Origin of the sequence: Bradyrhizobium sp. 1200_D9_N1_1 (assembly GCF_052075915.1) — a bacterium.
Lineage (GTDB): Bacteria > Pseudomonadota > Alphaproteobacteria > Rhizobiales > Xanthobacteraceae > Bradyrhizobium > Bradyrhizobium diazoefficiens.
The window spans coordinates 5,670,994-5,681,735 of record NZ_CP197226.1 but is presented as its reverse complement, the minus strand read 5'-3'; the positions used below and the strand labels follow the sequence as shown (position 1 = coordinate 5,681,735).

12 protein-coding genes are annotated in these 10,742 nt (G+C 65.2%); 4 read left to right on the top strand and 8 right to left on the bottom strand.

Annotation, left to right across the window (positions count from 1 at the left end):
• The first annotated feature begins 4 nt into the window (after window positions 1-4).
• From AB5K84_RS27610 to AB5K84_RS27595, 4 genes are read left to right on the top strand one after another with little or no spacing between them, the layout of a single operon-like run.
• Window positions 5-694 (top strand): Fe2+-dependent dioxygenase, encoded by a 690-nt coding sequence (locus AB5K84_RS27610; RefSeq protein WP_011086682.1) that lies wholly within the window; start codon window positions 5-7, stop codon window positions 692-694.
• Entirely contained in the window at window positions 691-1,671 is a 981-nt protein-coding gene (exbB, locus tag AB5K84_RS27605; protein ID WP_011086683.1) for a tonB-system energizer ExbB, read from the top strand. Before AB5K84_RS27610 ends, exbB begins: the two co-directional genes overlap by 4 nt.
• 3 nt (window positions 1,672-1,674) lie before the next feature.
• Entirely contained in the window at window positions 1,675-2,139 is a 465-nt protein-coding gene (gene exbD, locus AB5K84_RS27600) for a TonB system transport protein ExbD (protein WP_011086684.1), read from the top strand.
• An 8-nt stretch (window positions 2,140-2,147) separates the two neighbouring features.
• Window positions 2,148-2,975 carry an energy transducer TonB family protein gene (locus tag AB5K84_RS27595; protein WP_011086685.1) on the top strand — a complete coding sequence of 276 codons (828 nt, stop codon included), beginning with the start codon at window positions 2,148-2,150 and terminating at the stop codon, window positions 2,973-2,975.
• Here the strand turns inward: AB5K84_RS27595 and AB5K84_RS27590 are convergent.
• The 8 genes from AB5K84_RS27590 to AB5K84_RS27555 all read right to left on the bottom strand — a co-directional run bounded on the left by AB5K84_RS27590 (window position 2,963) and on the right by AB5K84_RS27555 (window position 10,669).
• On the bottom strand, window positions 2,963-3,385 hold the full coding sequence (locus AB5K84_RS27590; RefSeq protein WP_011086686.1) for a hypothetical protein: 423 nt from the start codon (window positions 3,383-3,385) through the stop codon (window positions 2,963-2,965). The genes AB5K84_RS27595 and AB5K84_RS27590 overlap by 13 nt on opposite strands.
• Before the next feature lie 63 nt (window positions 3,386-3,448).
• Window positions 3,449-4,129, bottom strand: a complete 681-nt coding sequence (locus tag AB5K84_RS27585; protein WP_011086687.1) for a site-2 protease family protein — start codon at window positions 4,127-4,129, stop codon at window positions 3,449-3,451.
• Between the two features lie 150 nt (window positions 4,130-4,279).
• Window positions 4,280-4,672, bottom strand: coding sequence for a GFA family protein (locus tag AB5K84_RS27580; RefSeq protein ID WP_011086688.1), 393 nt, complete (start codon window positions 4,670-4,672; stop codon window positions 4,280-4,282).
• Window position 4,673: 1 nt separating this feature from the next.
• Window positions 4,674-5,807, bottom strand: coding sequence for a serine hydrolase domain-containing protein (locus AB5K84_RS27575; protein WP_236842239.1), 1,134 nt, complete (start codon window positions 5,805-5,807; stop codon window positions 4,674-4,676).
• 69 nt (window positions 5,808-5,876) lie between these two features.
• Complete coding sequence (locus AB5K84_RS27570; protein WP_011086690.1) at window positions 5,877-6,623, bottom strand: SDR family NAD(P)-dependent oxidoreductase; 747 nt, start codon at window positions 6,621-6,623, stop codon at window positions 5,877-5,879.
• Between the two features lie 124 nt (window positions 6,624-6,747).
• Window positions 6,748-7,479, bottom strand: a complete 732-nt coding sequence (locus AB5K84_RS27565) for an SDR family oxidoreductase (protein ID WP_038966876.1) — start codon at window positions 7,477-7,479, stop codon at window positions 6,748-6,750.
• 138 nt (window positions 7,480-7,617) lie between these two features.
• Window positions 7,618-9,447 (bottom strand): IlvD/Edd family dehydratase, encoded by a 1,830-nt coding sequence (locus AB5K84_RS27560; RefSeq protein WP_011086692.1) that lies wholly within the window; start codon window positions 9,445-9,447, stop codon window positions 7,618-7,620.
• 121 nt (window positions 9,448-9,568) lie between these two features.
• Window positions 9,569-10,669 carry a LacI family DNA-binding transcriptional regulator gene (locus AB5K84_RS27555; RefSeq protein WP_028170959.1) on the bottom strand — a complete coding sequence of 367 codons (1,101 nt, stop codon included), beginning with the start codon at window positions 10,667-10,669 and terminating at the stop codon, window positions 9,569-9,571.
• Between the last annotated feature and the right edge of the window lie 73 nt (window positions 10,670-10,742).

Here is a 10,742-nt window from a genome sequence, read left to right as displayed (position 1 = left end):
TTTCATGCTGACATGCATCGAAAACGTTCTCAGCAAGGATGATGTGGCGGATTTCCGCCGCATCATGGACGCCAGCGCATGGGAGGACGGCCGCTCCACTGCCGGCTCGCAGTCGGCCATGGTCAAGCGCAACGAGCAATTGCCGCCGGACAGCGAGGTCGCGCGCAAGCTCGGCAACCGGATCATCTCGGCGCTGACGTCGAACCCGCGCTTCATCGCGGCGGCGATCCCGCTTCAGATATTCCCGCCGCTGTTCAACCGCTATGCGGCGACCAGCGGTCACCATTTCGGCCTGCATGTCGACAATGCGATCCGCGGCGACCGCCTGACCGGCCTTCGCATCCGCACAGACCTGTCGGTCACGCTGTTCCTCGCCGAGCCGGACGAGTATGACGGTGGCGAACTTGTGATCGAGGACACCTACGGCTCGCACGAAGTCAAGTTGCCAGCCGGCGACTGCGTGCTCTATCCCTCGACCAGCCTGCATCTGGTGACGCCGGTGACCCGGGGAGCGCGGGTTGCATCTTTCTTCTGGCTTCAGAGCATGATACGGGACGATCAAGCCCGGAGCATGATCTTTGACCTCGACACCGCGATACAGGCGCTGGTGGAACGGCTCGGGCGTGACGATCCCGAAACGGTCAAATTGACGGGTATCTATCACAACCTCATTCGCTACTGGGCCGAAGTATGAAGATCATGTCCTTCCAAGCAAGCCGTGCCGCAGTCTTGATGCTGGCGGCCGCCTGGCTCGCATCTCCGGTTTCTGCCCAGACACAGACCCCGCCTGCGGCCCCGGCACAGTCTACGGCCCGGCCGGCTCCGATCAGCCCGGTCCCAGCGGCACCATCGACGCCCGCGCCTGCCGTCCCGGCGCCTGCGGCCTCGACGGCGACCGCTCCCGCGGCAGCGACGGCATCCCCCGCAGCCATCGCTCCGGCGACTGCGAAGCCCGACGCCGCGTCCGCTACCGCGCCGGCCATGAAGGAATTGTCGCCCTGGGTGATGTTCATGTCGGCGGACGTCATCGTGAAGGCGGTGATGATCGGGCTCGCCTTCGCATCGCTGATGACCTGGACCGTCCTCATCGCCAAGTCGATCGAGCTGTCGGTCGCGTCCGGCAGGCTTCGCTCGGCGCTGAAGAAGATCTCGGAGGCACGGTCGCTCGCTGAAGCGCAGATGGCGCTCGGCACCAAGGAGGGCATCCTGCCGTCCTTCCTGGCGGCAGCGCTGCGCGAGGCACGGATGTCGGCCGGCCTGTCCAGCGATGCCGGCATCAAGGAGCGCGCGGCCTCGAGCTTTTCCGAGATCGTGCGCGCGGAGGCGCGGCGCATCCGCATCGGCATGGGCGTGCTCGCGACCATCGGCTCCACGTCGCCCTTCGTCGGCCTGTTCGGCACGGTCTGGGGCATCATGAACAGCTTCATCGGCATCTCGAAGTCGCAGACCACGAACCTCGCCGTGGTCGCGCCCGGCATCGCCGAGGCGCTGCTCGCCACCGCGATCGGCCTCGTCGCCGCGATCCCTGCGGTCATCATCTACAATCACTTCTCGCGCGTGACGAAGAGCTATCTCGAGCTCGTCAGCCGTGCCTCGGGCGCGGCGGGGCGGCTGCTCTCGCGCGATCTCGATCGCAGCCACGGCAGCGTGCATTCGCGCGCGGCGGAGTGAACCATGGCCGTTTCGCTCGCAGACAACGATGATGACGACGACTTCTCGGAAACGCATGACATCAACGTCACGCCGTTCATCGACGTCATCCTGGTGCTGCTGATCATCTTCATGGTCGCAGCCCCGCTCTCGACGGTCGATCTGCCGATCGATCTGCCGACGTCGAGCTCGACGCCGCAGAAGAAGCCGGACAAGCCGACCTATCTCAGCATCAAGCGCGATCTGACGCTCGCCATCGGAGAGGATTCCGTCCACCGCGCCGAGCTGATCGGCACGCTCGACGGGCTGTCCGACATGAGCAAGGACAAGTACGTCTTCCTGCGTGCCGATCGCTCCGTGCCCTATGGCGAGTTGATGGGCGTCATGGAGCTGTTGCGCTCCGGCGGCTACACGCGGGTGAAGCTGGTTGCGCTCGAAGGCCCGCCCACGGCGGCGGGATCGGCCGCCGCTGGCGCGGCGCAGCCATAGGGGGCGTCATGTCCGACGTCGAACTCGAACCCAGACCAGCCCGGCGGCTTTGGATTTTGGCGGCGGTTGCGGCGCTCGCGCTCCATTTGGGCGGGGCCGCGCTGGCGCTCGCGAACCTGCGGGCCGACGATGGCGACGAGGGGCTGGGCGCTGCGGGAGCGGAGTTCGCGGTCGAGATGACGTCGCCGCCGGTTCAGGAGTCCGACAGGGCACCCGGGCCGACGGACTCTGAGGAGCAGGAAGAGCGCCCGGCGCTGCCCGAGCAGAAGGCCGAGGTCAAGGAGACGGATCTTCCACAGGATCGGCCGCAACAGGCCGAGGATCCCGATCGCCTCGTCACCGAGAACAAGCCGAAGAAGGAGCAGGACGACGATCCGAAGGTGGCCGCCGTCGAAACGCCGGCCATGGAGGCATCGCAGAAGTCGGTCGCCATGGAGCGCCAAACCTTTGAAGACGCCACGCGCGAGGCCGAGAAGGCGATGGCGCCGGTTCTCGGCATCGGCAAGGACATCCTGAAGCTGACGGCCGACTGGAACCGTAAGATCAGCGCGCACCTATCTGCGCACAAGGTCAACCCGGAGGGCAAGGAGCCCAATAACCAGACGGTCAAGGTGAGCTTCGCGCTCAACCGACGGGGGAACGTGATCTCGGTTGACGTCGTGGAGTCGTCCGGAGATGCGGCTTACGATGCCGCCGCGATCTCCATGGTCCACAAATCCGATCCTTTCCCGACACCGCCCGCCGCGCTGACCGAGGACCGGATCGAGCGCACGGTCCCCATCATCTTCAAGCCGCCGGACGAGAAGAAAAAGAAGAAGACGGCTCAGCGCCAGTAGAGCCGGATTCCGACATAGACCACGACCAGGCAGGCGAAGATCAGCGCCACCGGAAGCGGTCGCTTCTGGGTTCCACCGAGTGTCGTCGCCCCGAAGGCGGCAGACCTCTTCGGCTTCGGTGCCGGACGGCGGAAAGCGGTAACATTGTCCGCCGCCGTTTCAGGCGGGCGGGTGCGGACGTCGGGCGGGGTTCCGGCGCCGCCCATCTCGGCATAATAGGCCCGGTAGATCGCGCCGATGGTGGCTTCGGTAGCCTCGCCCTCGCTCATCTGCGCCAGCAGGTTCTTGTAGCTCGCGAGGAACTCCTGGGCTTCCGGCGGCAGCGCGGACGACCCGTTGAGCTTGGCCATCATCTTCCAGGTGGCAAAATCGGCGCGGGCTCGGGTGTCGGCGCGTCGCGCGATCAGCATATCGGCAGCTTTGACCAAGTCGGCCTCTGGCCCTTCGGCTTGTGTTCGGGTGTCGTAGTTCAACTACGCGTTGCCGGTCAGGAAGAGAACAGCCTGAATCACATAACCGGTCAACGTTCGCAGTATTGCTGAAATAACATCAAGATTTAGACCGAACTGCGAGCCCGCAAGCGGCAGCAGGATCAACAGGCCGATCAGGATCAGCATACCGAACGGCTCCAGCCGGGCCAGCGGCAGGGCGAGCGGCCGTGGCAGCAGCCCGACCGCGACGCGCCCGCCGTCGAGCGGCGGGATCGGCATCATGTTGAAGACGGCCAGGACGGCGTTAATCAGCAGCGCATTCTTGAGATTGTCGAAGATCCACTGCGCGGACCCCGCCGGCGCCAAGGGCAGGGCGTGGAGGGTGAGAGCCGCCGCCAGCGCCAGCAGGATGTTGGTCGCGGGCCCGGCCAGCGCCACCCAGACCATGTCGAGCCTGGGGTTGTTGAGCTTGCGGAAATTCACCGGCACCGGCTTGGCGTAGCCGAACAGGAATGGCGAATGCGCAAACAGCAGCATTGCCGGCAGGATCAGGGTACCGAAAGGGTCGATGTGGCGGAGCGGATTGAAGCTGACGCGGCCGAGCTGCCAGGCCGTGTTGTCACCGAGCCGGTGCGCGACGAAGGCGTGCGCCGCCTCGTGGAAGGTGATGGCGAGCACCAGCGGCAGCACCCACACCGAAAGGTCATAAAGGGAAATGTTCACGGCTCGTCCGTCCCGGTTTGCCTGCGGCCTTGCAGCCGTCCCAGCCAACCGGCGGTGCAGCAACGCTTCAGCTCAAGATAGGGTGGCCGGTTCCGAAATACCACGCCGCAAATGACCGGCGGACCGCCCCCGCCGTGCAGTCGTGCAAATTCATGCAGGAATCGTCGTCTGATATTGTATCAGGCCGTCGTCGAGCTTCAGCCAGGCGAGCTTCTCCGACACCCAGATGTGCTCGGTCGGCGCGAAGGCGTTGCGGTCGTCGAAGGTGGCGAGTGCTACACCGGCCAGCGTGCCGTTGCGTCGCCAGGCGAACAGGCGTGTGCCGCAGCGCTTGCAGAACACGCGGTCGATGTTCTCGGACGAGGCATAGCGCTCGGTCTCGCCCTCGACGGTCAGCGCACGCTGGTCGAATTGTGCGCGGGCGAAGTAGGGCGAGCCCATCGCCTTCTGGCACAAGCGGCAATGGCAGATGCGGACGTTGAGCGGCTCGCCCTCCGCCTTGAACCGCACCGCGCCGCACAGGCATCCACCTTCCCGGATCATGTCAGGCCACCCGCCATTCGCCGACCTGGCGCGCCATGCTCCAGTTGAGATTGTCGAGATCGCCATCCATGTTGGAATTCCCGCGTCTTGTGTTGGTGAAGGCTGCCCAGCAGAAGCCGCCATGGGTGCGCACGGCAATCGTGCTCGTGCCCGGCAGGCTGCCATTGTGCCACCAATTGTCTGACTTGTTGACACAGAAACCCTTGGCATAGTCCGGGCTGTAGCTGGGCGCGGTGGTCATGATCTCTATGGTGCGCGGCCGCAGGATGTTCGCGGGTCTCGTGTAACCGTCGACATGCATCAGGAACTGCACGAGATCCGCCGGCGTCGCGATCCAGCCGCCATGGGAATCCATCCGCCTCACTTTCATGTCGTAGGGATTTTCGCCCTGGCCGTAATAGGCGACCTCGCCGGTCTGGCGCTGCTCGCGCGTGTTGCCCGCGATGGTCATGTCGGTGACGCCGCAGCGCGCGAGCACATCGGTGCGGACGTGCTCGGCATACCGCTGGCCGGTGAGCTTCTCGATCACGCGCCCGAGCACGCAATAGCCGAAATTGGAGTAGGCGTAGTGCTGGCCCGGCGGGCGGTCGAGCGGCCGGTTGGCCAGCGTCCAGGCGATCAGCTCGGCATGATCCATCCGCGGATGGGTGAACATGGGATCGCGGTTGTCGTTGCTCCAGCCGCCGGCGGTGTGGGTCAGCAGATGCTCGAGCGTGATCTGGTCGATGCCGGCGGAATAGGGCGGCTGTCCGTAATCGGTGCCGAGCAACGCGCCCGGGCCGAACACGCGATCCGCCAGCTTGAGGCGGTTCTCCTCGATCAGGCGGAAGATCGTGACCGAGGTGATCATCTTGCTGACGCTGGCGATCCGGAACAGATGCCGCGGTGTTACGGCCTCGTTCCGCTCGATATCGGCAACACCGAAGGCGTCCTCATGGACAACAGTGCCGGCATAGCCGATAGCAACGGAGAGTGCCGGCACGCCGTACTTGTCCATGAAGCTGTGCGCGAGCCGTGCCATGGCGCCGCGCTCGGCGGGTGAGGGCGGGCGGATGTTCGGCGGGTTGGGCGAGAGTTGCGCGAACGTCGTCGACGACAGCAGCGGCAGCGCGCCTGCGCCCGCTGCGAGCTTCACGAAATCCCGACGCCCAAAATCCCGACAACCAAGCCGCATGGTCCGCCCCTTCCAGGGGCGGCCAATGCTTCAGTAGGTCGCCCGTCCACCGGAAATATCAAACACCGCGCCGGTGGAGAAGGCACAATCTTCGGATGCGAGCCAGCTCACCATCGCGGCGAGCTCTTCCACCTGCACGAAGCGCGCTTTCGGGATCTTCGACAGCATGAAGTCGATATGCTGCTGCGTCATCTGGTCGAAGATCGCGGTCTTCGCCGCCGCCGGCGTCACCGCATTGACGAGGATGTCGTGCGCGGCGAGCTCCTTGCCGAGCGACTTCGTCAGCGCGATCAGGCCGGCCTTGGACGCCGAATAGTGCGAGGCGTTCGGATTGCCTTCCTTGCCGGCGATCGAGGCGATGTTCACGATCCGCCCGTATTTCTGCTTGAGCATTTCCGGCACGATCGCCTTGCAGCAGATGAAGGGGCCGTCGAGGTTGATGCGCAGCACCTTGCGCCATTCCTCGAGGTCAGTCTCCCAGACCGGCTTGTTGACGCCTGCGATGCCGGCATTGTTGACCAGGATGTCGATCTTGCCGAAGGCGGCCAGCGTCGCATCGCGGGCCTGCTCGACGGCTGCGGTGTCGGTGACGTCGACCTTGAACACCCTGGTCTCGCCGCCGATCTCCTTTGCCGTCTTCTCGGCCAGCGCGGCGTCGAAATCCCAGATCGCGACCTTGGCGCCGGAGGCGGCGAAGCGCTGAACGATGGCGCGGCCAAAGCCCTGTGCGCCGCCGGTGACGATGGCGACGCGGCCGTTGAGGTCGATCTTGTTCATCGAAAAATCCCTCTATCTGTCCCTCACGGTGAGGAGCGCGCGCTTGGCGCGCGTCTCGACCCATGGAGCCCGTGGCCCGTCCCTCGAGACGGCGCTTGTCGCGCCTCCTCGGGACGAGACGTGATCAGAGCATGTAGCCGCCGTCGACGACGAGGTCGACGCCGGTGGTGAACGCGCTCTCGTCGCTGCCGAGATAGACCGCCATGGAGGCGATCTCGTCGGCGGTGCCGAGCCGGCCCATCTTCTGGCGGGAGATGAACATCTCCTTGCCCTGCGGTCCTTGCGCGGCGGCGCGGTCGAGCATCGAGGGCGTCTCAACGGTGCCCGGGCAGATGCTGTTGCAGCGGATGCCCTTGGTGATGAAGTCGAGCGCGACCGCGCGGGTCAGCAGCGACACCGCAGCCTTCGACGCGCTATAGACATAGCGGTTGGCGGGCGGCCGCAGCGCGGCGCAGGACGAGATGTTGACGATGCTGCCACCGCCGCCCGCGAGCATGTCCGGCAGGAAGGCCCTGATGGTCCGGTGCATCGACTTGACGTTGAGGTCGAACGAAAAGTCGAAATCCTCTTCCGAGCATTCCAGGATGGTGCCGTGGTGCACGAAGCCGGCCGCATTGAGCAGGATGTCGATCTTGCCGACGCGTTTTGCAAAAGCATTGACGTCGGCGGTGTTGCGCACGTCGAGCTTTGCGGTTTCGGCGATGCCTTCCTTGGCAAGGCCCGCGATGCCGCTCTCGTTGATGTCGGTGGCGATCACGGTCGCGCCTTCACGCGCGAATGCGATGGCGCATGCGCGCCCGATGCCTGCTGCCGCAGCCGTGATGACGGCGCGCTTTCCCTTGAGGCGGTCTGCCATTTTCTTGTTCTCCTTTGAATTTTTTGTCGTCATTCCGGGGCGCGCCTCTTTGCGCGAACCCGGAATCCATCGGGCCACAGCGTCGGTTGATCAATGGATTCCGGGCTCGCGACTTCGTCGCGCCCCGGAATGACAGTGTCAGTGATTATCCCGCGCCACTCCAAAGGTGCCGGCGACGTTCTGGTAGCGCGTGGCGAGCTCCATGCAGGCGCCGGTCGACTGCTGGCCGACGGTGCTGCGGTAGATCTCCTGCCACGGCGTCTGGTTCGGCGGATGCTTGAAGCCGCCATTGGCCTTGAGCTCGGCGTGGCGCTTCTTCAGCTCGTCGTCCGAGATCAGGATGTTGGCGCTGCCCTTGTTGAGGTCGATGCGGACCTTGTCACCGGTCTTGAGGATCGCGAGGCCGCCATTGGCGGCCGCTTCCGGCGAGGCATTCAGGATCGACGGCGAGCCCGAGGTACCGGACTGGCGGCCGTCGCCGATGCAGGGCAGGGACAGGATGCCGCGTTTGATCAGCGCCGCCGGCGGCTGCATGTTCACGACCTCGGCGCCGCCAGGATAGCCGATCGGGCCGGTGCCGCGGATGAACAGCACGCAGCGCTCGTCGATGTCGAGCGAGGCATCGTCGATCCGCGCGTGATAATCCTCCGGACCCTCGAACACGATGGCGCGGCCCTCGAAGGCGTTGAGATCCCCAGGCTTGCTGAGATAGCGGTCGCGGAATTCCTTGGAGATCACGCTGGTCTTCATGATCGCGGAATCGAACAGATTGCCCTTCAGCACCAGGAAGCCGGCGTCCTTCACCAGCGGCTTGTCGTAGGACCAGATCACGTCGTTGTCGGGCGTGGGCGCATTGGCGCAGTTCTCGCCGATGCCGCGACCGTTCACGGTGACCGCGTCTTCGTGGATGCGCTTGTGCTTCATCAGTTCGCGCACCACGGCCGGCACGCCGCCGGCGCGGTGGAATTCTTCGCCGAGATAGAAGCCGGCCGGCTGCATGTTGACCAGCAGCGGCACGTCGTGGCCGACCTTCTGCCAGTCGTCGATCGAGAGCTCGACGCCGATGTGGCGCGCCAGCGCGTTGATGTGGATCGGTGCGTTGGTCGAGCCGCCGATCGCCGAATTGATCACGATGCAGTTCTCGAACGCCTTGCGGGTCAGGATGTCCGAGGGCTTGAGGTCCTCCCAGACCATCTCGACGATGCGCTTTCCGGTCTCGTAGGCGATCTGGCCGCGCTCGCGATAGGGGGCGGGGATCGCCGCACAGCCCGGCAGCGAGAAGCCGAGCGCTTCGGCCAGCCCGTTCATGGTCGAGGCGGTGCCCATGGTGTTGCAATGGCCGACCGAGGGCGCCGAGGACGCCACGATCTCCATGAACTCTTCATAGTCGATCTCGCCGGCGGCAAGCCGCTCGCGCGACTTCCAGACGATGGTGCCGGAGCCGGTCCGCTCGCCGGCATGCCAGCCGTTCAGCATCGGGCCGCCCGACAGCACGATCGCGGGCAGGTTCACGGTCGCCGCCGCCATCATGCAGGCGGGCGTGGTCTTGTCGCAGCCGGTGGTCAGCACCACGCCGTCGAGCGGATAGCCGTAAAGGATTTCGACGAGGCCGAGATAGGCGAGGTTGCGGTCGAGCGCCGCGGTCGGGCGCTTGCCGGTCTCCTGAATGGGATGGGTCGGGAATTCCATCGCGATGCCGCCGGCCTCGCGGATGCCCTCGCGGACGCGGTGGGCGAGCTCGATATGGTGGCGGTTGCAAGGGGAGAGGTCGTTGCCGGTCTGGGCGATGCCGATGATCGGCTTGCCGGACTGCAGCTCGGCGCGGGTGAGGCCATAGTTCAGATAGCGCTCCATATAGAGCGCCGTCATGCCCGGGTTATGCGGGTTGTTGAACCATTCCTGCGAGCGAAGGTGGCGACGGGCGCCGTTACCGGCGGGCGCGTGCCCATTGGTTGGCTTTTTTGTCATTGGGTTCTCCTGCAATGCAACGCACTGGCGTCGGTCTTGGGGTGTCGGCTTGTGCGATGCCCAGCGGCGCTAGCGATGACCTGCCTTCCCGCTGGCGGGTCGTTTCCTCACAAATCCGATACTAGTCATGGCTACTTGGTAACGCTACCATTTTGTTCGCAGTGCCCGCACCTGACGCAGCCGGCCTGCCGTCCGGACGCCGCGCCGACGAGCTTTGCCGCTCGATCACCTTGAAGCCGAGATCGAGCACCGGCTGCTCCGGGCGCCGTCCGTCGATCGCCTCGATCAGCATGGTGGCGGCGGTCTTGCCCATCTCGTAGCGGTTGGTGCGCACGCTGGTCAGGGTGGGGACGGCGGAGGCCATGAATTCGAGGTCGTTGAAGCCGACGATCGCGATCTGCTCGGGGACGCCGATCTCGCGGCGCCGGCATTCGAACAGCACGCCGAGCGCGAGGTCGTCGTTGGCGCAGAACACCGCATCGAGGTCGGGCTCGCGTGCCAGGAGATCGGTGAACAGGGCGCCGCCGAGCGTTACGGACGTCGGCGTGGCGGTCGTGACGACGAGGCGTTGCTCGAACAGGGAGGCGTCCTTCATGGCCGAGACATATCCGTCCAGCCGCCGCTGCACCCGCGGGTCCATGCGCGCGCCGACGAATCCGATCTTGCGGTGACCTTGCGCGAACAGGTGGGCAACCGCGGCGCGCGCTGCCTCATAGTGGGAAAAGCCGATCATCATGTCGACCGGATTGGGCCCGATCTCCATGATCTGCACGATCGGACAGTCGGCCGCCTCCAGCATCGCGCGCGATTCCGCGGTCTGGTCGATGCCGGTGACGATCAGCCCGGCGGGCTTCTGCGCAAGAAACAGGCGCAGCAGCTTCTCCTCCTGGAGGATGCTGTAGCGTGTGTTGGACAGCTGGATCGAGTAACGGCCGCCTTCGGAGGCGTCATAGATGCCGCGCAGCACGTCGGAAAACACGTTGTTGGTCAGTGACGGAATCAAGACACCGATCACCTCGGTGCGTTGCGAGGCGAGCGCGCGTGCCGCCAGGTTCGGCACATAACCGAGCTCCTTGGCCGCGCTCTCGACCCGCGTCCGCTTGGCGACTGAGAGCGCTTCGGGGTTACGGAAGAAGCGGGACGCCGTGATCGGGCTGACGCCGGCAAGCTCGGCGACTTCCGCCAGCCGGATTTTGCCTGACTTGGTGCGTTTTCGACCCATTGCTGCTCTTAACACAGTCACTGCCGCAAACAAAGGAACGTTGACAGCGCTACCAGCAACGACTAACCAAAGA

Bases quoted from the DNA above. Each gene is read 5' to 3' on its own strand.
- AB5K84_RS27580 (WP_011086688.1), bottom strand. From the start codon at position 4,672: ATGATCCGGGAAGGTGGATGCCTGTGCGGCGCGGTGCGGTTCAAGGCG.
- AB5K84_RS27610 (WP_011086682.1), top strand. From the start codon at position 5: ATGCTGACATGCATCGAAAACGTTCTCAGCAAGGATGATGTGGCGGAT.
- AB5K84_RS27570 (WP_011086690.1), bottom strand. From the start codon at position 6,623: ATGAACAAGATCGACCTCAACGGCCGCGTCGCCATCGTCACCGGCGGC.
- AB5K84_RS27595 (WP_011086685.1), top strand. From the start codon at position 2,148: ATGTCCGACGTCGAACTCGAACCCAGACCAGCCCGGCGGCTTTGGATT.
- AB5K84_RS27555 (WP_028170959.1), bottom strand. From the start codon at position 10,669: ATGGGTCGAAAACGCACCAAGTCAGGCAAAATCCGGCTGGCGGAAGTC.
- exbB (WP_011086683.1), top strand. From the start codon at position 691: ATGAAGATCATGTCCTTCCAAGCAAGCCGTGCCGCAGTCTTGATGCTG.
- AB5K84_RS27560 (WP_011086692.1), bottom strand. From the start codon at position 9,447: ATGACAAAAAAGCCAACCAATGGGCACGCGCCCGCCGGTAACGGCGCC.
- exbD (WP_011086684.1), top strand. From the start codon at position 1,675: ATGGCCGTTTCGCTCGCAGACAACGATGATGACGACGACTTCTCGGAA.
- AB5K84_RS27565 (WP_038966876.1), bottom strand. From the start codon at position 7,479: ATGGCAGACCGCCTCAAGGGAAAGCGCGCCGTCATCACGGCTGCGGCA.
- AB5K84_RS27590 (WP_011086686.1), bottom strand. From the start codon at position 3,385: ATGCTGATCGCGCGACGCGCCGACACCCGAGCCCGCGCCGATTTTGCC.